The sequence below is a fragment of the Brevibacillus brevis genome (assembly GCF_031583145.1).
Classification (GTDB): Bacteria; Bacillota; Bacilli; order Brevibacillales; family Brevibacillaceae; genus Brevibacillus; species Brevibacillus brevis_E.
The window spans coordinates 2,590,036-2,610,796 of record NZ_CP134050.1 but is presented as its reverse complement, the minus strand read 5'-3'; the positions used below and the strand labels follow the sequence as shown (position 1 = coordinate 2,610,796).

At 53.4% G+C, this 20,761-nt stretch carries 19 protein-coding genes and 1 pseudogene; 1 reads left to right on the top strand and 19 read right to left on the bottom strand.

Going from position 1 to position 20,761, the window contains the following annotated elements; all coding sequences use genetic code 11:
- Positions 1-90 precede the first annotated feature (90 nt).
- The 17 genes from RGB73_RS13010 to RGB73_RS12930 all read right to left on the bottom strand — a co-directional run bounded on the left by RGB73_RS13010 (position 91) and on the right by RGB73_RS12930 (position 18,109).
- A complete protein-coding gene (locus tag RGB73_RS13010) occupies positions 91-2,169 on the bottom strand; it encodes a methyl-accepting chemotaxis protein (RefSeq protein ID WP_310772611.1) in 2,079 nt (692 codons plus the stop codon).
- 174 nt (positions 2,170-2,343) lie between these two features.
- Positions 2,344-3,303 (bottom strand): ABC transporter ATP-binding protein, encoded by a 960-nt coding sequence (locus RGB73_RS13005; protein ID WP_310772609.1) that lies wholly within the window; start codon positions 3,301-3,303, stop codon positions 2,344-2,346.
- A gap of 14 nt (positions 3,304-3,317) precedes the next feature.
- Entirely contained in the window at positions 3,318-4,313 is a 996-nt protein-coding gene (locus tag RGB73_RS13000; protein ID WP_310772607.1) for an ABC transporter ATP-binding protein, read from the bottom strand.
- Positions 4,314-4,327: 14 nt separating this feature from the next.
- Positions 4,328-5,245, bottom strand: coding sequence for an ABC transporter permease (locus RGB73_RS12995; protein ID WP_310772605.1), 918 nt, complete (start codon positions 5,243-5,245; stop codon positions 4,328-4,330).
- 7 nt (positions 5,246-5,252) lie between these two features.
- Entirely contained in the window at positions 5,253-6,185 is a 933-nt protein-coding gene (locus RGB73_RS12990) for an ABC transporter permease (RefSeq protein ID WP_310772604.1), read from the bottom strand.
- Between the two features lie 275 nt (positions 6,186-6,460).
- Entirely contained in the window at positions 6,461-8,125 is a 1,665-nt protein-coding gene (locus RGB73_RS12985) for a peptide ABC transporter substrate-binding protein (protein WP_310772603.1), read from the bottom strand.
- 113 nt (positions 8,126-8,238) lie between these two features.
- Complete coding sequence (locus RGB73_RS12980; RefSeq protein WP_310772601.1) at positions 8,239-8,709, bottom strand: Lrp/AsnC family transcriptional regulator; 471 nt, start codon at positions 8,707-8,709, stop codon at positions 8,239-8,241.
- A 324-nt stretch (positions 8,710-9,033) separates the two neighbouring features.
- Complete coding sequence (locus tag RGB73_RS12975) at positions 9,034-10,338, bottom strand: pyrimidine-nucleoside phosphorylase (protein WP_310772600.1); 1,305 nt, start codon at positions 10,336-10,338, stop codon at positions 9,034-9,036.
- Positions 10,339-10,362: 24 nt separating this feature from the next.
- Entirely contained in the window at positions 10,363-11,172 is an 810-nt protein-coding gene (locus tag RGB73_RS12970; RefSeq protein ID WP_310772598.1) for a purine-nucleoside phosphorylase, read from the bottom strand.
- 56 nt (positions 11,173-11,228) lie between these two features.
- A complete protein-coding gene (deoB, locus tag RGB73_RS12965; RefSeq protein ID WP_310772597.1) occupies positions 11,229-12,401 on the bottom strand; it encodes a phosphopentomutase in 1,173 nt (390 codons plus the stop codon).
- Positions 12,402-12,571: 170 nt separating this feature from the next.
- Entirely contained in the window at positions 12,572-13,459 is an 888-nt protein-coding gene (xerD, locus tag RGB73_RS12960; protein ID WP_310772596.1) for a site-specific tyrosine recombinase XerD, read from the bottom strand.
- A 105-nt stretch (positions 13,460-13,564) separates the two neighbouring features.
- Positions 13,565-13,804: a DUF4227 family protein gene (locus tag RGB73_RS12955; RefSeq protein ID WP_310772595.1), complete on the bottom strand. Its 240-nt coding sequence runs from the start codon at positions 13,802-13,804 to the stop codon at positions 13,565-13,567.
- Positions 13,805-13,865: 61 nt separating this feature from the next.
- Complete coding sequence (ald, locus tag RGB73_RS12950) at positions 13,866-14,996, bottom strand: alanine dehydrogenase (RefSeq protein ID WP_310772593.1); 1,131 nt, start codon at positions 14,994-14,996, stop codon at positions 13,866-13,868.
- 122 nt (positions 14,997-15,118) lie between these two features.
- Entirely contained in the window at positions 15,119-15,583 is a 465-nt protein-coding gene (gene fur, locus RGB73_RS12945) for a ferric iron uptake transcriptional regulator (RefSeq protein ID WP_310772592.1), read from the bottom strand.
- 94 nt (positions 15,584-15,677) lie between these two features.
- A complete protein-coding gene (gene spoIIM, locus RGB73_RS12940; protein WP_310772591.1) occupies positions 15,678-16,304 on the bottom strand; it encodes a stage II sporulation protein M in 627 nt (208 codons plus the stop codon).
- 67 nt (positions 16,305-16,371) lie between these two features.
- A complete protein-coding gene (locus RGB73_RS12935; RefSeq protein ID WP_310774278.1) occupies positions 16,372-17,544 on the bottom strand; it encodes an endonuclease Q family protein in 1,173 nt (390 codons plus the stop codon).
- 4 nt (positions 17,545-17,548) lie between these two features.
- Positions 17,549-18,109 carry an NUDIX hydrolase gene (locus RGB73_RS12930; RefSeq protein ID WP_310772589.1) on the bottom strand — a complete coding sequence of 187 codons (561 nt, stop codon included), beginning with the start codon at positions 18,107-18,109 and terminating at the stop codon, positions 17,549-17,551.
- 106 nt (positions 18,110-18,215) lie between these two features.
- Here RGB73_RS12930 and RGB73_RS30605 point away from each other — a divergent pair.
- Positions 18,216-18,263 (top strand): annotated as a pseudogene (locus tag RGB73_RS30605) (hypothetical protein); the annotation flags it as partial.
- Positions 18,264-18,270: 7 nt separating this feature from the next.
- Here RGB73_RS30605 and RGB73_RS12925 read toward each other — a convergent pair.
- Both RGB73_RS12925 and RGB73_RS12920 read right to left on the bottom strand, forming a co-directional pair.
- Positions 18,271-19,464, bottom strand: coding sequence for a DUF3866 family protein (locus RGB73_RS12925; RefSeq protein WP_310772588.1), 1,194 nt, complete (start codon positions 19,462-19,464; stop codon positions 18,271-18,273).
- A gap of 124 nt (positions 19,465-19,588) precedes the next feature.
- Positions 19,589-20,743 carry a M20/M25/M40 family metallo-hydrolase gene (locus RGB73_RS12920; protein WP_310774275.1) on the bottom strand — a complete coding sequence of 385 codons (1,155 nt, stop codon included), beginning with the start codon at positions 20,741-20,743 and terminating at the stop codon, positions 19,589-19,591.
- Between the last annotated feature and the right edge of the window lie 18 nt (positions 20,744-20,761).

Sequence of the window (20,761 nt, the reverse complement as noted above, 5' to 3'; positions counted from 1 at the left end):
TCCCTCCATTCATGGTTTTATTCTCACCAAGCAGACAGGAAAATATTCACAAAAAAAATCCCTTCTGCATCATACAGAAGGGACTTCTCATCAGATCACGAATCGGCTTACGTTTTCCGTCAGCTCGTCCGCCATTTTCTTCAGTTGTTCCACGTTTTCATTAATCCTTGCAATCGAGTGCAGCTGCTCATCGACCGTCTCGACGACACCGGTGATGGAATCGCTGATTTCATCCGACATTTCGGCCAAACGCTGCATGGAGCCTGTGACTACCTGATTGCCCGCCGCCATTTCTTCCGACGTAGCGGTCATCGATTCGCTTTGCTCCGCTGCGGACTGAATTTCCGCCACGATGTTCTGGAAGGCCGTGCCGACGGATTCCACCGATTGCAGACCGCCGCTGACCATCGTCACGATTTCGTCCATGTGCTTGCTCATATCCATCGCCTCGTCGTTGATGGAATGAGCGATCGATGCGATTCGCTCCGAAAATGAGCTGCTCTCCTCCGCCAGCTTACGAACCTCGCTGGCGACCACGGAAAACCCTCTGCCGGCTTCCCCGGCCCGGGCTGCTTCGATGGCGGCATTCAAGGCGAGCAGGTTGGTCTGCGACGCGATGCTGCTGATCATTTCCACGATGCTCGTAATTTGGCGGGCACGGTCGCGCAGGCTGTGCATCTGCCCGGCTGTGCGTTCGACCTCGGCGCTCGCCCGGCGCACGGTACCGATGACGTCCTCTACCAATTGCAAGCCGCCTTGCGCACGTTCAAATGTCCGTGTCGTCGCCATGGAAGTCGACTCGGCAGCGACAGCCACCTGCTCCACCCCTTGGGAGATTTCCGATACGGTCAGTGCGGTCGCCTGTACTTCGCTCGTTTGCGTCGAGACGCGCTGCGCGATGAGGGAAATATTCTCCGTGATCACGTTGATGGCACCCTTGTTTTCTTCTGCAAACAGCGTCAGTTCATCCGTAGCGATATTCAACTGATTGGCTTGTCCCTGGACCAAGGCAATGAGATTGCGCAGCTCGCCAGCCATCTCGTTCATCTTGCGGCCGACCATGGCCAGTTCGTCATTGCCGTTTACCTGGACATGGACATCGAATTGACCGGAGCCGATCCGTTCCATGTCCTGTGCGATCGCGTACAGCGAAGAACGGATACGCCTCGCGAACCACCAGATCAGCCATACCGATACGGCAATCACCGGGATGCTGATGAGCACGAAGTACCAACCCATGCCGTTCACTTCGCCGTACACTTCATCCACACCGGTCGACAAAACGACGTGCCAATGCAGCGTAGGGATCGGAGCGAATGCGGCAAAGCTCGATTTCCCCTGATCGGAATAGAGGAGGCTGTTGCTCGCATCCTGCTTCATCAATTCCATCATGTCGCTGTACTCGCTGTTTCCTGCCAGAGAAAGCTTGTTGTTTTGCTCCGGATTCTTGTGCGCGACGACCAGGCCATCCGGACGGACAATGAAAGCGTAGCCGTTCTGCATGAAAGGAATCTGCTGCGCCTTTTCGACGATTTCATCAATCGTGAAGCCGACGATAAACAATCGGCTGGTATCCTTGTTCTTTTCCCCGATCGGAGTCGCAATATAAAGAAAACTCTTGTTAATGCCTTCGATGATTTCTTCATCCGAGACGACGGGTTCTTCGCTGCTCATCGCCTTCTGGAAGTACTGCTTCTGCTTGAAATCGATCTCGTTTTTCCCGGTCAGGGAGTAGAGAGATTTCCCGGTCGCCGTATCGACCAGATAGATCTTCGAAATCTCCTTGTGGCTTTGCCGCAGCTGGCTGAACTGTTCCATGATCAACGGCTCCAGCTCGGTAGACATGACGCGCTTGGCTGCCGTTGACTCCGCAGACTTGACGATAGAAGACACCCAGTCTTCCATGCTGGTGGCGTGTTGCTCCGCCAACATTTTGGCTTGCTTGGAGGTGATGTTGATCAAGGTTGACTTTGAAAAAGAAAGGGCTATGTATTGCAAAGAACCAATAATAATAAGGACAAGAATCAGGCCAAACACAATCATTTTTGTTGCAATCGATCCTTTTAACTGGCTGGCAGAGCTCTCGGTCAACGACTTGACTTTTTCAAGGAATGGCGCGGATCTTCCCGGGTTTTTTCCCTTCCATCGTGGCAATGATATTTTTTTCATGTTTTTTTGCCCCCTTTTTCTAAATGCTCTACAATTTACCAGAACAAAAGCAGAAAAAAACACCTCTGAAAAAAATCCTTATGGGTATCGTACCCGTTTTTTCCAGAGGTAAAACCACGTCCAGAAAGGAAAGCGAGTTCCCAGCCTAATGGCATGAGAACCCGCTGGATGTGATTAGTTATACAGATGGCAGGCAGCAAAGTGTCCCGGCTCGATTTCCTTCCACTCTGGCGCCGCAGCAGCGCACTCCGGCATGGCTTTCGGGCATCTGGTGCGGAAATGGCAGCCGCTCGGCGGATTCATCGGGCTTGGCACATCACCTTGCAGAACAATGCGTTCACGAGAGCGCTCGATTTCCGGATCCGGAATGGGAATCGCAGACAACAGTGCTTGTGTGTACGGATGCAGCGGCTTCTCATAAAGCGCCTCACTGTCAGCCAGCTCCACCATTTTGCCCAAGTACATCACGGCTACACGGTCAGAGATATATTTCACCATGGACAGGTCATGTGCGATGAACATGTAGGTCAGTCCCATTTTCTCCTGCAGCTGCTCCAGGAGGTTGACTACTTGCGCCTGTACCGAAACGTCCAGGGCAGAGATCGGCTCGTCGCACACAATGAACTTCGGCTCAACCGCCAGCGCGCGGGCAATCCCGATTCGCTGGCGTTGGCCCCCGGAAAATTCGTGCGGGAAGCGGTTCATATGCTCAGGGTTCAGGCTGACCAGCGACAGCAGCTCCTGAATGCGTTCCTTGCGCTTTTGACCGGTGGCCAGGTTGTGAATATCCAGCGCCTCGCCGATGATATCCCCTACTGTCATACGCGGGTTCAGAGAAGCATACGGGTCTTGGAAGATCATCTGCATGTTTCGGCGCATCGCCTTCATTTCCTGGTTGTTCAGGTTCATGATGCTTTTGCCTTCAAACAACACGTCCCCGCCAGTCGCGTCGTACAGTCGGAGAATGGTGCGGCCTGCAGTAGATTTCCCGCAGCCGGACTCCCCTACGACACCGAGCGTCTCCCCGCGCTTGATTTCAAAAGAGATATCGTTTACGGCTTTCAGTGTATTGTCACCAATGCTAAAAAACTTCTTCAGGTTGCGTACTTCAATCAGCGTATCACGGTTTTCCACGGTTACCCCTCCTCCTACGATCCTGCGCGGTTCTGAGCTAGCGGATGCTGGAGCCAGCAAGCAGCTCGTTGGGTCTTGCTGACATCGTTCAGTTCAGGATCGATCTCTTGGCACACGCGCATTGCGGATTCACAACGTGCCGTAAATCCACAACCGACCGGCGGACGAAGCAGGTCCGGCGGAGTTCCGAAGATCGGAGTCAGCGGCTCGTCGCGGTTCAGGTCCAGACGCGGGACGGAACGGAGCAATCCTTTGGTGTACGGGTGCTGTGGGTTGTAGAAAATATCGTCTACGGTTCCCGATTCAATCACTTTCCCTGCGTACATGACGATGACGCGGTCGCACATTTCAGCTACGACGCCGAGGTCATGCGTGATCAGAATGATCGACGTGCCGGTTTTCTTTTGCAGGTCCTTCATCAGGTCCAAGATTTGGGCCTGAATGGTCACGTCCAGAGCCGTCGTCGGCTCGTCGGCGATCAGCAGCTTGGGAGAGCAAGCCAGAGCGATGGCGATCATCGCGCGCTGACGCATCCCGCCGGAGAATTCGTGCGGATATTGCTCGACGCGTTTTTCCGGCTGCGGAATCCCGACCATCGTCAACAGCTCGATCGCACGCTCGCGAGCGGCGCTGCGAGACATGTTTTGGTGTTTGATCAAGCCCTCTGTAATCTGGTTCCCAATGGTCATCGTCGGGTTCAGGGACGTCATTGGGTCCTGGAAGATCATCCCGATATCTTTCCCCCGGATGGCTTCCATTTCTTTATTCGACTTCTTGACGATATCCTCGCCGTTGAAGAGAATTTCCCCTTTTTTGATATCGCCCGGAGGCATTGGGATCAGTTTCATCAGAGACTGGGCTGTCACGGATTTCCCACAGCCGGACTCCCCTACGATCGCGACCGCTTCCCCGCGGTTCACGTGGAAATTGACACCGCGTACTGCTTTTACTTCCCCTGCATACGTATGGAAGGAGACGTGCAGGTCTTTTACATCCAGAATGCGTTCCATAACGATGATCCCTCCTATTTCCGCAGGCGTGGGTCTACTGCGTCGCGCAGACCGTCACCGAACAAGTTAAATGCCAAGATGGTCACGGAGATGAAAACAGCCGGGAACATCAGCCGCCATGGATAGTACTTCATGGCAGGCAAACCTTCGGACGACATCGTCCCCCAGGAAGCAATAGGCGCCGCTACCCCCAATCCGATGAAGGAGAGGAAGGATTCGGCGAAAATAGCCGACGGAACAGTCAAGCTCAAGGTAACGATGATCGGACCCAAAGCGTTTGGAATCAGGTGCTTGAAGATCAGACGGCTGGAGTCGGCACCGAGGGAACGGGCTGCGAGAACAAACTCCTGAGACTTCAGCTGAAGCATTTGTCCCCGCACGATCCGGGCCATCCCGATCCATCCGGTTATCGTCAAGGCGATAATAATCGTCCCTACCCCCGGTTCTAACACAACCATGAGCAAAATCACAACGAGAAGATATGGAATGGCAAACAAAATATCGGCGATACGCATCATGACTTCATCCACTTTTCCGCCGTAGAAACCGGCGATTCCACCCCAGATGACGCCGATGATCAGGTCGATGAATGCAGCGGCGAGACCTACTTCCAAAGAGATGCGGGCGCCGTACCAGATACGCACGAAAACGTCGCGACCCAGGTCGTCGGTACCAAACCAGTGCTCCATCGAAGGTTTTTTGTTCTTTCCAGCCAAATCAGTCGTAAAGTAATCATTGTGAGTGAGAAACGGCACAAAGATCGCTGCGAGAATCAGCAAAGCGATAAAGATCATAGATGCCATTGCCACTTTATTCATTTTCAATCGGCGCCATACGTCTGCCCAGAACGACAGGCTGGGGCGCTTGATTGCTTCAGATTGGCGAAGGTCAACGGAAATCGGCTCGAAATGCTCTTTCGTCAATTGTTGCATCTTATCATTACTCCCTTCCTGCGTCTGCCAGCTTGATCCGTGGGTCTACCAAGGTGTACGCGATGTCAACGATCAGGATCATCACGACCAAGATAATGGAGTAGAATACTGTCGTCCCCATGATTACGGTGTAGTCGCGGTTGGTAATCGAGAGAACGAATTCGCGTCCCAATCCAGGAACCCCGAAGATGCGCTCGATAACGAATGCACCTGTCAAAATGTTGGCGATCAGTGGACCCAGGTAAGTGATGACTGGCAAAAGAGCATTGCGGATTGCGTGTTTTACCGTGATGGTAAACGTGTGCAGTCCTTTTGCTTTGGCCGTTTTAATATAATCTTGTCCCAGCACCTCAATCATGTTGGAACGAGTCAAGCGTGCGATAAACGCCATGGGCGATGCAGCAAGCGCGAGAGACGGGAGAATCGTGTATTCGAAACCTTCCCACTTCGCGATAGGCAATAAGCCCCATTTAATGGAAAAGAAATACTGGTAAAATGATGCCAGGATAAATCCTGGAACGGAAAGCCCGAGTACTGCGAGTACCATGGCTGAATAGTCTTGCCACTTGTTGTGCTTGAGTGCTGCGATGACACCGAGAATAATGCCTCCGAATACTGCTAGCAAGAGCGCTTGCGCTCCCAAGTGAGCGGAAACAGGGAAACCGCGATTGATCATTTCATTGACCGTCGATGATTTTTCCGTAAAGGACGGACCCAGATCCCAGGTAATAACACCTTTCAAGTAATCAAAATATTGCTCATGCAACGGCAAGTTGAGTTTGTATTTGGCCTCCAGAGCCGCTTTGATCTCATCCGGAACATTTTTCTCTGACGTAAATGGTCCACCGGGAACTGCTTTCATGATGAAGAAGGTGGCCGTTACGATCAAGAAGAGTGAGATGAGCATGAAGATGATGCGCTTACCAAGATAACGGATCAACTAACTTACCCCCTTGACAGATAATGATTGCTTTCACGTCCCATGTTTACACTGCGGACGTTACCGACACAGTGCAAAAATCGGCTGTGTAAATAACCCATGATATGATCTCTTGCAAAATTTTCTCTCTTTTTTCTACTGGCTGCTGCGCGCCATCTATGTTTTATATGGAAAGGCCTGGCGGGCGGGAGAGACGAAGCTGACCCTTTCCCGTCCCGCCGCCAAACCGGATTCCTGCTGCCAGATCTGCTTGCCGGGTGCGGCAAGAGATGGTTTTACTCGATATAAGCGGTTTTCCAATCCACGTCGCCAAGACCGGTCATCTGCACGCCTTTGACTTTTGGATCTTGGACCCAAGATTGCGTGTAGAAGTAAATCGGCATGATCGGCATGTCATCCATCAGCACTTGCTCGGCATCTGCCAGAATCTTTTTGCGCTTATCGAGATCGGACTCCAATGCGGACTGATTGAGCAGCTCCTTGAACTTCGGATTTTCCCAGCGGGTATCGTTGTTTCCGCCATCCTTGTCTTTGTACAGCTCCAGGAAGTTGATCGGATCGTTGAAGTCACCCAGCCAGCCCATCCGGCCGATTTGGAACTTTCCTTGATGCAGGTCCTCGAGGTATACTTTCCACTCTTTGTTCTCGAGTTTTACCTCCACGCCGAGATTCTTTTTCCATTGGTCCTGGATGGCTTCGGCGATCTTTTTGTGGCCTTCCGAAGTGTTGTAGGACAGGGTGATCGGCGGCAGCTTGGAAATGCCCAGCTCCTTCATGCCCTCTTCCAGCAGCTTCTTCGCGGTATCGATGTCTTTGTCCTTGAAGTAGCCGTTTGGATTGAGCACCATGGAAGGCGGTACGGCGCCGGTCGCAGGGAGCTGTCCGGTTTGCAGGATGTTGTCGATCAAGCCTTGGCGGTCGATTGCGTACGTGAACGCTTTGCGGATCTTGACGTTGTTGAACGGCGGCTTCTCCGTATTGAATTTGTACCAGTACGTACCTGCAATTGGCTTGGTGACCATTTTTCCGGAGTCTTTCAATGCAGGAATCGCATCAGTCGGGAGCGAGCTCGTTGGAGAACCGGCCCAGTCAAGTTCGCCGTTTTCAAACATGGACAGCTCGGTATTCTCGTCTTCCACCATCGCGAATTCGATGCGGTCGAGCTTCACGTTGTCCTTATCCCAGTAGTTGTCGTTCTTCACGAGAACGAGCTTGCTCTTGTGCTCCCATGTTTCGATTTTGAACGGTCCGTTTCCGACGTGCGTATTGGCTTCGCCTGCCCACTTGTCGTTGCCTTGCACCACTTTCGGGTTGACCGGGAAGTAGGTGCGGAATGCAAGGAGTTCAAGGAAGAACGGAGTCGGATTCTCCAGTTTGACTTCCAAAGTTTTGTCGTCGAGTGCCTTCACACCGACATCGTCAAGCTTTGCTTCGCCCTTGTTCGCTTTTTCACCGTTTTTGATGTAGTACAGCTGATATGCGTAATTGGAAGCCGTTTTCGGATCGAGAGCACGCTTCCAAGCATATTCAAAGTCATGAGCTGTGACGGGATCTCCATTGCTCCACTTGTGATCGCGGATCTTGAACGTATACGTAAGCTTGTCGTCCGATACGGTCCAGCTTTCTGCTGCAGCTTCGTGCGGCTTGTCGTCTGCACCGATCCGCGTCAATCCATCGAAAGTAGCAAGAATGATAGCGCCGGAAGTGGTATCTTCCGCAAGTCCCGGATCCGCAGTAGGCGGCTCGGAATGGAGATTCAATCGGAGCACTTGAGGCTTCTTCTCGGCTGGCGCAGGTGCCGCTGGCGTTTGGCTTTGGCCGTTTCCGCTTTGCTGCTCAGCAGGCGGTTGATTGGATGCTTGCTGGCCGCCACCGCAGCCCGCCAAGGCAGTTCCGAGTACAGCAAGAGAGCTCACGAGTGCAAACACATTCTTTTTCAACGCAATTACCCCCAGTACGTTTTTCTTTTTTGTCTTTTTTCAGAAAATAAAGAGCGAAAAAAACGAACGTCTTGCGAAGCGATCTGACTTCGGTTGGAAGGCATCAACCCCTTTCACTGCAAGGTCACCTCGTCATCCTGAACGAAAGAGAAGGAATCCTTGTACTGCTTCAGTTCCAAAGAAACATCGGCAGCCACAATCCCTTCAATTTGAGAGAGTCGTTCATTGACAAAGGTGATCAGTTCATCATTGCTATGGAAACACGCCTGGAGAATCAAGTCGTGCTTACCGCTAAACGCACCCACAAACCGCACGGCAGATATTTTGCTCAGTTCTTCGGCGACGTTTTTCTGCATGCCCAGTTTGGTGGTCAATCCGATGATAGCCTGTACATGCAGCCCCAATTTCTCCGGATCTGGATGGATCACGAATTGGAAGACTCCATCTTGCAACAGGCGGGTGATACGGGAACGAATCGTACCTTCACTAACACCAAGTTGATGCGCGATTTCTGTATACGGTGTTCGTCCGTCTTCCTGGAGGATTTGCAGGATCTGCTTGTCAACATGGTCCAGCTTTTTCATAAATACGATTTTCCGAGAACCTCCATCATTTTTTTACGAAATTCGAAAAAATCTTTTACATTATGTTTGTTACATTAAAAGTAATCTGAAATGATAGCGGTGTCAACGAAATTTGACAAGTAGAATTATAAAACATTATAAAGAGCATCCGAACAATAAAATATTTTTTACTTTATTGAACATCGTGCAGATAAATAATATTGAATATGAAAAAACGAATTTAATCAACTATATTTTTTCGAGAAACTACATTTTTAAACAGAAAAGAGGTATGCGACATGCAGTGGGCATACCCCTTTTTCTTTGCGTATCAATGACAGGTTCTTACTCGATAATTTTGTAGATCAGTGGCTGCTCGATCGGGGCTTCTGTCGAAATCGAGTACGCGCCTTTCAGCTCCTGCAAGGCGCTTTGCAGCAGTTCATCTTTATTCGCGTGGATCGTCAGCAGCACGTCTCCCTTTTGCACGCGGTCTCCCCGCTTTTTGTGCAGCACGAGGCCGACTGCCAGATCGATCGGCATGTCCTTGGTCAATCTGCCCGCCCCGAGGACAACCGAAGCATGTCCGACAGCTTCCGCATCAATTGCCGTCAAATAGCCGTCCTCCTGTGCTTTCACCTCATGGATAATCGTCGCTTTTGGCAGGCGCTCCGCATCGTATACATCCTTTTTGTCCCCGCCTTGTGCCGCTACCATTTGGGCCAGCTTCTCCACGGCGGATCCATCCGCCATGATCTCTTGCAGGCGGCTGCGGCCCTCCTGCTCGCTGGCTACGAGCCCGCCCAAGAGGAGCATGCGAGAACCGACGGCAAGCGCCAGCTCGGTCAAGTCGCGCGGTCCTTTTCCGGCCAATGTCTCGATCGCTTCCTTCACTTCCAGCGCATTGCCCACGGCAAAGCCCAGTGGCTGGTTCATATCGCTGATGACGGCCACTGTTCTCCTCCCCACTTGCTTTCCGATTTCCACCATCGCACGCGCCAACGTCTCGGCCTCTTCCAGACTCTTCATGAAAGCGCCTTTGCCCACTTTCACGTCGAGCAGGATGGCGTCTGCCCCCGCTGCGATCTTCTTGGACATGATGGAACTGGCGATGAGCGGTACAGCTTCCACTGTCGCCGTCACGTCACGCAGCGCATACAGCTTTTTGTCCGCCGGCGTCAAATTGCCGGACTGGCCGATGACGGACACGCCAATGTCCCGCACCTGCTGCAAAAACTGCTCGCGCGTCCGCTCCACCTCGAATCCGGTGAAAGACTCCAGCTTGTCAATCGTCCCGCCGGAATAGCCAAGACCCCGCCCCGACATTTTGGCAACGGGAATACCCGCTGCCGCGACGAGTGGAGCGACCACGAGCGTCGTCTTGTCACCTACCCCGCCTGTGCTGTGCTTGTCTACCTTGATGCCCTTCAGGGAAGACAGGTCCAGCTGTTCGCCAGACCCTGCCATCGCCAGCGTCAAGTCTCCGGTCTCCCTTGGTGTCATCCCGCGAAACACGACTGCCATTGCCCATGCGGACATTTGATAGTCAGGAATGCTGCCATCTGTGTAGCCACGGACCAGAAATTGAATTTCTTCTGTCGTCAGTTCGCCGCCATCTCGTTTTTTGGCGATGATATCGACCATGCGCATTGCTATCCCTCCTAGGGTTGCCTCTTACAGCTTGGCAACGATGCCGTTCACCAATGCCAAGAATTGCGTTTTCACCTTTTCTGTCGTCTCCATGACTTCATCATGGGACAAAGGCTGCTCCAAAATACCTGCGGCCATGTTGCTGATGCAGGAAATCCCCAGCACTTTCACACCCATATGGCGGGCGACGATCACTTCCGGTACCGTCGACATGCCGACTGCGTCCCCTCCCAGAATGCGAAGCATGCGAATTTCCGCAGGAGTCTCGTAGCTCGGACCAAGCAGGCCGACGTAAACACCTTCCTGCAGCTCGATGCCTTGTTCGCTCGCCACCGCCTTCGCCACTTGACGCAGCTCCCTGGAATACGCTTCGGACATGTCGGGGAAGCGAGCTCCCATCGCTTCATCATTCGCTCCGATCAGCGGATTGCGGAACGTCATGTTGATATGGTCGGAGATCAACATCAGATTGCCGGGACGGTAGCTTTCGTTGATGCCGCCTGCCGCGTTGGTCACGATGATCGTTTCCACACCAAGCAGCTTCATCACGCGAATCGGGAACACGACCGCGTCCAGTCCATGTCCTTCGTAAAAATGAAAGCGGCCTTGCATTGCGACCACTTGTTTGCCTTGAAGTTTTCCGATGACCAGCTGCCCTTTGTGACCGACCACCGTCGATACGGTAAAGCCCGGAATTTCATGGTAAGGAATCACGACCGGATTTTCGATTTCATCCGCAAGCACTCCCAGCCCGGATCCGAGTACAAGACCGATCGTTGGAGTTTCTGCCAATTTTGGTTGAATAAAGGCGACTGCTTCATGGAAATTTGCCATCTGGAACACTCCTCTTCATCTGTTTCTTCTATATAAATGTTTATAAATCCTAATCTTTATAAACGGCTCAGGAAGCTTTTCCCAATCACGGGAGCTTGCACGCCGAAGTTGTCTGCAATGGTAGCCCCCAAATCCGCAAACGTCTCCCGAACTCCGAGATTGCTGCCTCCGGTCATTCCTTTGTGGTACGCCAAAAGCGGTACGTACTCGCGGGTGTGGTCCGTGCCGTGGTGCACAGGATCGTTTCCGTGGTCGGCGGTAATCACGAGCAGGTCGCCATCCTGCAGGGCAGCCAGCAGCTCGGGAATGCGCGCATCAAATTCCATCAGGGCTTCTCCGTAACCTTGCGGATCCCGGCGATGGCCGAACTTCGCATCGAAATCGACCAGATTGACAAAGCTCAAACCGGTAAACGGCTCTTGCATCGTAGCCAAGAGCTGGTTGACTCCGTCCATGTTGTCCTTGGTGCGGATGGACTTCGTGACCCCTTCCTCTGCGTAAATGTCGCTGATCTTCCCGATCGCAATCGAAGCGAGACCAGCCTCCTGCAAGCGATTCATGACGGTCGGCGCGAACGGCTTCACCGAATAATCATGACGATTTGCCGTCCGGGTAAAATGGCCTGGTTCGCCTACGAACGGGCGGGCGATAACGCGGGTCACGGCATATTCGTCCCGAAGTGTCAGCTCGCGCGCGATCTGGCAAATGCGGTACAGCTCTTCCAGCGGGATGACTTCCTCGTGAGCGGCCACTTGGAACACGCTGTCCGCTGAAGTATAGACGATGACGTTTCCCGTCTTCATATGCTCTTCGCCCAGCTCATCCAAAATTTCCGTGCCGGAAGCGACCTTGTTCCCTAGCACTTTCCGACCGATCCGCTCTTCGAATTCGTGAATCAGCCTCTCCGGAAAACCGTCCGGGTACGTATTAAACGGCGTAGACACATGAAGCCCCATGATTTCCCAATGGCCCGTAGTCGTATCCTTGCCCATGGAAATTTCCTGCATCTTTCCGTAGTGGGCACTAGGGGCAGGGACGGCAGGCACGTTTTTGAGTGGGGCGATGTTCCCCAGGCCAAGCGCTTCCAGATTCGGCAAACGAAATCCTTCCACCCTCTCGGCAATGTGTCCCAATGTGTGGGCGCCTTCATCGTGAAATCTCGGAGCATCAGGCAATTCTCCAATTCCCACGCTATCCATCACGATCAAAAATACTCGAGAAAAACGCAATACAAACGCCTCCAGTTCCGCAAATGATTAGATTTTCATCAAGTCGTCAGACGTCTGACCTGATGAGAAAAAGGTTGCTCCGCCTCGCAGTGCGACGGAGTCTTCTGCACCCGTAAAGGGCTCTCTCTTTTTGATTGGCGCCGCAGCTCCCGAGGCATCCGCCGATTCGGCTACGCCCTCGGGTGAGTCTTGGCATAAATATCTTTGATCCGGGTCCGTGTGACATGCGTGTAAATCTGTGTCGTGGAAATGTCTGCATGACCCAGCATTTCCTGAACGGAACGCAGATCCGCACCATTTTCCAGCAAATGGGTCGCAAAGGAATGGCGGAGCGTGTGCGGGGTGATTTCGGTGCGAATGTTGGCTTTCAGTGCGTACCTCTTGATGATCTTCCAAAATCCTTGCCGCGTAATCTGCTTGCCCAGATGATTCAGAAACAGGGCTGTATCGCCCGTTCCCTTGACCAGCTTCGGCCGGCCGGCCACCAAATATTGCCGCACCATTTGTACGGCGACCGAGCCCAAAGGAATGATCCGCTCCTTGGAGCCTTTTCCCATACATTTGACAAAACCCATGTCCAGATTTACGTCGGCTGCATCCAGATTGACCAGCTCGGAGACGCGAATCCCCGTCGCGTACAACAGCTCCAGCATCGCCTTGTCACGCAGTCCTGCAGGATGATGAACCGGCGGACTTTCCAGCAAACGCTCCACTTCCTCAATCGATAGCACCTTGGGCAGCCGCTTCTCAATCTTCGGGGTCTCCAGATGGATGGAGGGGTCTTTGTCTATGTATTTGTCCCGAACGAGAAACTGGTAAAATGCCCGGATCGATGCCATGTTTCGGGAAAGTGTAGCTGTCGCTCTGCCCTTTTCTCTCAGGACGAGCAGGTAACCGATAATCTGAGTTCGTGTCGAATCCTCGATACGCGTTATTCCCTGTTCCTGCAAGTACGTGGTATAGGCGACCATATCCCGCTGGTAGGACTCCAGGGTATTCTGCGAAAGCCCCTTCTCCACAGCCAGGAAATGGATGAATTGATCAATCAGACTGTCCATGAAGCTGTCCCCTTCAGGTGATAAGTATCCTGTATTTCTTTCCACGCAGAGAAAGAAACTCCTGCTTTTTTGAAAAACTTCTTTCCGCCTACTTTCGGAGGGCCCTTACTCTCCGGTGACGTAAAACAACTGCAGACGACTCCAATAGCTTTCCAGATCTTGAGACTGCGGTGAATTCAAAAGCTTGATGACCTTCACCGCGTTGCCATGGGGCTGTTCATAGGGACTTTCCGGAAGCAATTTGGCGGACAGAAGCGCAATAATCCCATAGGAGAGCAGCGTGCACGTCACAAACAGAAGCAGAAAGCGCAGGACTTCCATCAACCGGCGGTACGGAATCCGCATATCGATCCCCTCCTACTTGTTCCCCTCCATTATATGCACTTGTCCGCTCCCCCATTCGACGCTACATCGGCAAATCTTGCAGAACGTCATCCAGCGGCGTATACGGCAGCTGCAGCGAACGGGCGACCGCTTCATAGACAATGTGTCCGTTGATGACGTTCACCCCCCGGGCAAGCGCACGGTTTTGCGTGATCGCGGTTCGATAGCCCTTGTTTGCCAAGAGCAAACCGTAGGGAAGCGTCACGTTGGACAAGGCGATAGTAGAGGTGCGCGGAACGGCCCCGGGCATGTTGGCTACGGAATAGTGGACGACGCCGTGCCTGACGTAGGTCGGATCGCTGTGGGTGGAAATCCGGTCGACAGTCTCGATGGATCCGCCCTGGTCGATGGCCACATCCACAATGACAGATCCAGGCGACATGGATTTGACCATTTCTTCAGTCACGAGGCGCGGTGCCCGTGCTCCCGGAATCAAAACGGCTCCGATCAGCAAATCAGCCTGGCGAACCGCTTCCGCCAGATTGTAGTGGTTGGACATCAGTGTCCGCAAGCGCCCCTGGAACATATCGTCCAGCTCGCGAAGCCTGTTTGCGTTGATATCGAGGATCGTCACATCAGCGCCCATCCCGATTGCCATCTTCGCCGCATTCGTACCGACGATTCCTCCGCCGACGATCACGACCTTTCCGGGCGGCACGCCTGGCACGCCGCCAAGCAGGATGCCCTTTCCTCCGTGCGGCTTCTCCAAAAATTGCGCCCCGATTTGCACGGACATACGCCCTGCCACCTCGCTCATCGGCATCAGCAGCGGAAGTGCCCGATCATCGGTCTGGATCGTCTCATAAGCAATCGCCACTACTTTTTTCTCCATGAGCTGCCGGGTCAGCTCTTTTTCAGGGGCGAGGTGCAAATACGTAAACAGGATCTGATTTTCCCGAAAAAGCGGGTATTCGTCCGGCAGCGGTTCTTTTACCTTGCAAATCATATCGGCGTGCAGCCAAATATCGCTCGCCTTTTCAAAAATTTCGGCCCCTGCAGCCAGGTAGTCCTCGTCTCCGAATCCGGAGCCCGCTCCTGCCCGGGTTTCGACCAGCACGCGATGGCCGGCCTGTTTATACGCGCTTACCCCGGCAGGTGTCAGGCCGACCCGATTTTCATTGTTTTTCAATTCCTTCGGCACGCCGATGATCATCAGCCGTTTCGCCTCCTGTCTGTTATTCCTTGTATATGATGCCACGCGGAACCGATGACCATTACAAAGGAAAAACGTGCGGGAAAAAGAAAAAAACTTCTCCGTTCCCAGAGAAGCTTTCTTTATTTAAAGTCTTCCACGTTGACTTTATCGATGCAGCGGCTGCAAATTCCGTAAAAGGTCAAGCGATGGTCGGTAATGTAAAAGTTGTAAACATTCTTGACTTTTTCCTCTGCTGTAACGAGCAGGTCTTCGAATATCTCATCGACAGTTCCACAGTTCAGACAGATCAGATGATGATGATGGTATGCTGCATTGTCATCGCGCAGATCGTATCTGGCTACGCCATCGCCGAAGTTCATTTTGTGAAGAATCTTCAGCTCGCTGAGCAGCTCCAGTGTCCGGTATACAGTCGCCAGCCCGATCTCCGGCGCTTTATCTTTAACCAAGAGATACACATCTTCCGCGCTCAAATGGTCTTCTTCATTTTCCAACAGGACGCGAACAGTGGCTTCACGCTGTGGTGTCAACTTGTAGTTTTGTGACTGCAGTTGCTGCTTGATTTTCTCTAATTTTTCTTCCAACATTAATGCCCCTCCCCGCTCGCATGAAACCTGTTCCTATTATAGTAGAGGGTCCTTGAATAAGTCAAATGCAGAAGTTCTTACATGAGAATTATTCTTAATTAAGCACCAGCTGCATCAGCCTGGGCGATACGAACGTCTCGAACAGCGCGGCGAGCGTCAAGACAGCAAGCATGCAGACCACCAGAACGGTGTAACCGACAAAGTGAGGCATGATGACATCGCGCTTGCTGATCAGCCTGGTCTTGATCAGTCGCAGCGAAAACGAAATTCCGCTCACGCCTACGATGAACAAGGCGGGAATGACCAGCAAATTTTGCGGCAAAACGCCCAAAAGCGCAAACGTCACCCCGTGCCATTGCAGCTGATTCACAAGGAAGCCGACGGTAAACCCGACGACCACCCCTTTCAGGAAGAGAATGAGCAGGATCATGGGCAAGCCGATGATGGACAGCCCCAAAACCCACATGATACCCACTGTCTTCGCGTAATAGCCGAAGGCATCTTGAAAATGGGTGGTCGTCTCCGGGATGCCTTGCTGGGATAAGCTGTTGAAGAAATATTGAAGAAAGCCGTATAGTTCCTGCTTCTGCGAAAGGGGCAAGGAATTGACCAGCACGGCCCCGAAAATGACGCCCATGGTAAACAGGACAATCGTGAACCAATAGAGCGACTGATGGTCTTTCGCATACGTTTGGATAGTTTGTCCGACTCGTGAACGCACGATGCGTCGCCTCCCGCTTCCCTGATTACTGTACAGCTTATGCGGACGAGTATGACGCTATGCCTGCTCACTCCCGGACGATCCGCCCGTATGTCCCTGCCCCGCCGGCCTGTACGGAAAGCGTGCCGAGGCGGGCTTTTTCAATCAGCGCCGCGATTTTTTCACCCGTGACCCGCGCGAGGTCGTCCCTGCTGGCTCGGTGCAGGACGTCCATCTGCGTGCCGAATGCCTCGTACAGCTTTTGCATCAGCTTGGGTCCTACGCCGGGGATGAACTCGAGAGGAACCTGCTCTATGTAAGGAGGGCGATGAGCGGGATGCCGATCCGGAGGACAATCCGACAGCTGTTCGATGCGCGCTGCGACTCCGCGGACGACCCGTTTGTACCCGCACTCCGGGCATCTCCCTTCGGCATCCGCGGGGAGCTGGGACTGGCAATTCTGGCATGCTGTCAGATGGTATTTGCCCAACGCGGGCTTCAAGCCGTAATTGACCGCCACCCCTCGGCCCTCTTCCCTCCGAATCGCTTTTACCCACTCCGCATACGTCCGCTCCGCCATGCGAATCGCTTGGTACTCACGGCCGATTTTTCCGAGGGAATGGGCGTCCGAATTGGTGAGGAATGTCTTGTCATGCAGCTCCGACAGGCAATCGGCCATCCGGGTATTGGCACTGAGGCCTAGCTCTACCGCGTAGATGAGCGACGGGTCCAGCACATCCGCCAGCGAATCGGCGCAGTTGCCGTACAGGCCCTTGTGCGGTGTGAAAATATGCGCAGGGACGATCACGCCTCCGTGTTCTTCCACATACGTCTGCAGCTCCTGTAAGCTTGCATGGATCCGCTGGGAGCTGAGATGCACGTTTTTGCAGCGCGCTGCGAGCCGTCCGGTAAAGGATTGCATGTCTCTCACACGCGGCAGGTAGACCAGAAAATGGGCTTCTCCCCTGCCTTCTTCCTTGATTTCCACCTCGCAGCCGAGGATGAGCACCGTATCCTTGTAGATGATGCCGCCGTCTTCGTGCTCTGACGCGGACCCGCAGGAGAGCAAATCGAGCAATTCCTCCTGCACTTCGGGGGAATGCGCATCGATAATGCCCACGACGTCCATCCCTTTTCTTTCGGACGCTTCCTCCAAAATGCTGGTCAGCGTCATTTGGCGGGAGGCAGTTATTTTCACCGGTTTTCCGCTCCGTGTACCGCCGATGTGGATGTGCATGTCGCAAAAGAAGTCGGCCAGCATGATATTATTCACGGGATCTCAGCACCCTGTTTTCCCAGGCGAACAGCGCGACCACCGTCTTGGCGTCGCGGATCTCTCCGTTTTTATGCAGCTCCTTCGCTTCGTCGAGCGTCAGCTCCAGCACATCCACGAATTCGTCTTCATCCGGTCTGCTCTCTCCTTTGGCAAGGCCAGTCGCCACGTACACGTGAAGCAGTTCATCCGCGAAGCCCGGCGATGTATAAAACGAGCTCAATAGCTCCATGTTTTGGGCCGTATAGCCCGTTTCTTCCTCCAGCTCGCGGACGGCGCAAGCGAGCGGTTCTTCTCCCAGTTCCAGCTTGCCTGCCGGAATTTCCACGATAGTCCGCTCCAAAGGCTTGCGGAACTGGCGCACGGCGATCAGTTTTCCATCGTCGGTAAGCGGCATGACTGCCACGGCCCCCTGGTGGTTCACGATTTCCCGCTTCGCCGTATGCCCATTCGGGAGCAGCACATCGTCGACCTTTACTTTGATGATCCGTCCTTCGTAAATCGATTGGCTGGAAATGGTTTTTTCGTAAAGATGCTCGTATTTGTTGTTCATGTGTGATCCTCCCTATTCTATTTTCTCCTCGTTCTAAATGCCAACGCGCCACCATATGTTGGGAACATGAAGCTTGTCCACATTATTGTAGCGGAGGAGATCAAGGATGAAAACCTATGTGAGCGAAAAGGAATTGCGCATGGTGGGAAAAGCTTGGGAGATCAGGGCTGCCCTCCGTTCCTGGCACAAAAAAGACGTAACGCTGCAAGCCTATCTGGAGAAGAGAAGCAATGCGGGTCGGCGCTGAACGCCTCGGCCAAATCCATACGCCGGTCCCCGAGCCAATCGGCGGCAAGGACGGCAGTCTGAAACGGGACCGGATCCTCTTGCCAGGTCCTGCCCATCGTCGTAAAAGTCAAGCCATAATGATTCTCCATCTCGGCGATTCGTTCCACGTGAGGAGCCGTTCCCTTGACATAGACATGCGTCCCCCGCGCTTCCAGACTTGAGATCTGCTTCTGAAGGACAGGATCGCGGTCATCTTCAAATACCGGAACGCAGACAACCGCCGGCCGCAGCGCATACCTGCTGAGGATCGCCGTCGTGTGGTGGCTGATCCCGTAATGACGCTGGCGCGGATCTGCAAAGCTGATCCGCGGGACGAGCATAGGAAAGCCCCCAAGCGCCGAGACTGCATGGATCACTTCCGCCAGCTGTATGCCGGAAAAAGCAAACGGTGTACCTGTCCCTGCCACGCCCGGTCCGAGCATGCAAACGATCACATCTGCCCCGGCGACATGACGGGCCGCCAACAGGCCGCTATGGATAGTGACGGCTTCAAAATCACCACCCCAGGCGTGTCCGGCCGTGATCGTCGCGTCCAGCAGGCCTGCCTGCTTCAACTGATGCACATTTCCGCTCAAAGCGATCGGCAAGGAGGACCCATCCGGCATTACATAGACGATCTTTGCCTGCGGTTCTTGCTGTTTCAAGGCTATGACAGCCGCCGGCAGCAGGCTGTGCAGCTCCCCGATCAGGACCGGTGTTCCCTCCAACGACAAATCTTCCCGCAAAAACAGATCGTGATACGGACTGGCTTGCTCCTCCACGGAGTCAACCGCCATCTGCCAAGGAGAGTAGCGCAGCTTCATCACATGACCCCACGCCCCGGGATAGAGGTCAAGCTCAGGAGCCGGCTCAGCTCTTCCCACGACGAAGTGGTAGCCGCCCGTCCCGAGTTGCATCCGCATTGCCGTCGTATTGACGAGTAACGCATCACCGGGGACATACTCTTCACATGTGAATGACACGGCTTTTTCCCGCTTATCCCCCTCCATCATCGCAAGCTCCAAAAGCTGCATGCCTGGCCGCGTCTGAAGCACGCACACTACCGTCCCCGTTGCGAGGCGAAGCATGGACCATCCTCCTTTTGCGCATTTTCGCTCTCCTTTACTTTCCAATGTATGACATGCAAGGCTTGGCTTAATCAGGAAAATGAAAAACCGGAACCCTTCAGGATTCCGGTTGACGGCCATCTCTCTATTCCTGCGCCTCGGCGATCACCGCAAGCACCAGCTCCGCAGCCTTGTTGAGCTCCTCAATCGGCATGCGTTCGTTTTTCGTATGAATCTCTTCGTAGCCGATCGCGAAGTTCACGCTCGGGATGTTGTAACCATTGAAGACGTTTCCGTCGCTGCCGCCGCCGCTCGCGACCAGCTCCGGATTGCGGCCCACGCGCTTCACTGCGTTGATGGCTTTCTGTACGACCGGTGTTTGTTCGTTGAACTTGTAACCATGGTACATGAAAATGACCTGGTTCTCGACAGTCGCGCCCATTTCCGCAGCGGCCTCTTCGAATGCAGTAGTCATTTTCTTCACTTGCGCTTCCAGCTTGTCCATGACCAGACTGCGTGCTTCCGACCATACCTCTACGTAATCAGTCACGATATTGTATGCTTTGCCGCCCTCGAAGCGTCCGATGTTGGCGGTGGTGTCGCTGTCGATGCGTCCCAGCGGCATACGGGAGATGGCCTTGCTGGCTACTGTGATCGCACTGACGCCGTCTTCCGGGTTGACGCCGGCATGTGCCGCTTTTCCATGGATTTTCGTCACGATCCGATATTGCCCAGCACCTGCTACGGTGATTTTTCCGACCGGACCTTCCGAATCGAGGATAAAGCCCATCTCCGCCTTCAGCAGGCTGGAATCCATGGCGCGAGAGCCGACCAGGCCGGATTCTTCCCCGACCGTCAAAACGACCTGAATGGTAGGATGGGGGAGGTTTTGCTCCTTCATCGTCCGAATTCCTTCAAAGATGGCTGCGATTCCCGCTTTGTCGTCCGCGCCCAAAATCGTGGTACCGTCGGAGTACACGTAACCGTCGCGCACTTGCGGCTTGATGCCATTGCCAGGCACTACCGTATCCATGTGGCTGCTGAACAGGATCGTCGGTCCTTTTGCAGTTCCTTCCAGCGTTGCAATCAGGTTGTTGCCGCCATGGCCCGTCTTCGCAGCAGCATCGTCTTCCTCCACGGTGAAACCCATTTCCGTCAGCTTGTCTTTCAGCACTTTGTTAATCTGTGCTTCGTTTTTCGTTTCGCTGTCAATTTGCACGAGCTCCAAAAACTCGTTCAACAAACGTTCCTGATTAATCACGCGAGTAACCTCCCGAATTATTGCCCGATTTTGGTACATATTCACAAGTTCAAGTAT

Bases quoted from the DNA above. Each gene is read 5' to 3' on its own strand.
- RGB73_RS13010 (WP_310772611.1), bottom strand. From the start codon at position 2,169: ATGAAAAAAATATCATTGCCACGATGGAAGGGAAAAAACCCGGGAAGA.
- fur (WP_310772592.1), bottom strand. From the start codon at position 15,583: ATGTTGGAAGAAAAATTAGAGAAAATCAAGCAGCAACTGCAGTCACAA.
- RGB73_RS12980 (WP_310772601.1), bottom strand. From the start codon at position 8,709: ATGAAAAAGCTGGACCATGTTGACAAGCAGATCCTGCAAATCCTCCAG.
- RGB73_RS12995 (WP_310772605.1), bottom strand. From the start codon at position 5,245: ATGCAACAATTGACGAAAGAGCATTTCGAGCCGATTTCCGTTGACCTT.
- RGB73_RS12920 (WP_310774275.1), bottom strand. From the start codon at position 20,743: ATGTACCAAAATCGGGCAATAATTCGGGAGGTTACTCGCGTGATTAAT.
- RGB73_RS13000 (WP_310772607.1), bottom strand. From the start codon at position 4,313: ATGGAACGCATTCTGGATGTAAAAGACCTGCACGTCTCCTTCCATACG.
- ald (WP_310772593.1), bottom strand. From the start codon at position 14,996: ATGATCATCGGCGTGCCGAAGGAATTGAAAAACAATGAAAATCGGGTC.
- RGB73_RS12955 (WP_310772595.1), bottom strand. From the start codon at position 13,804: ATGCGGATTCCGTACCGCCGGTTGATGGAAGTCCTGCGCTTTCTGCTT.
- RGB73_RS12935 (WP_310774278.1), bottom strand. From the start codon at position 17,544: ATGCTGGCCGACTTCTTTTGCGACATGCACATCCACATCGGCGGTACA.
- RGB73_RS12930 (WP_310772589.1), bottom strand. From the start codon at position 18,109: ATGAACAACAAATACGAGCATCTTTACGAAAAAACCATTTCCAGCCAA.
- RGB73_RS12975 (WP_310772600.1), bottom strand. From the start codon at position 10,338: ATGCGCATGGTCGATATCATCGCCAAAAAACGAGATGGCGGCGAACTG.
- RGB73_RS12925 (WP_310772588.1), bottom strand. From the start codon at position 19,464: ATGCTTCGCCTCGCAACGGGGACGGTAGTGTGCGTGCTTCAGACGCGG.
- xerD (WP_310772596.1), bottom strand. From the start codon at position 13,459: ATGGACAGTCTGATTGATCAATTCATCCATTTCCTGGCTGTGGAGAAG.
- RGB73_RS12970 (WP_310772598.1), bottom strand. From the start codon at position 11,172: ATGGCAAATTTCCATGAAGCAGTCGCCTTTATTCAACCAAAATTGGCA.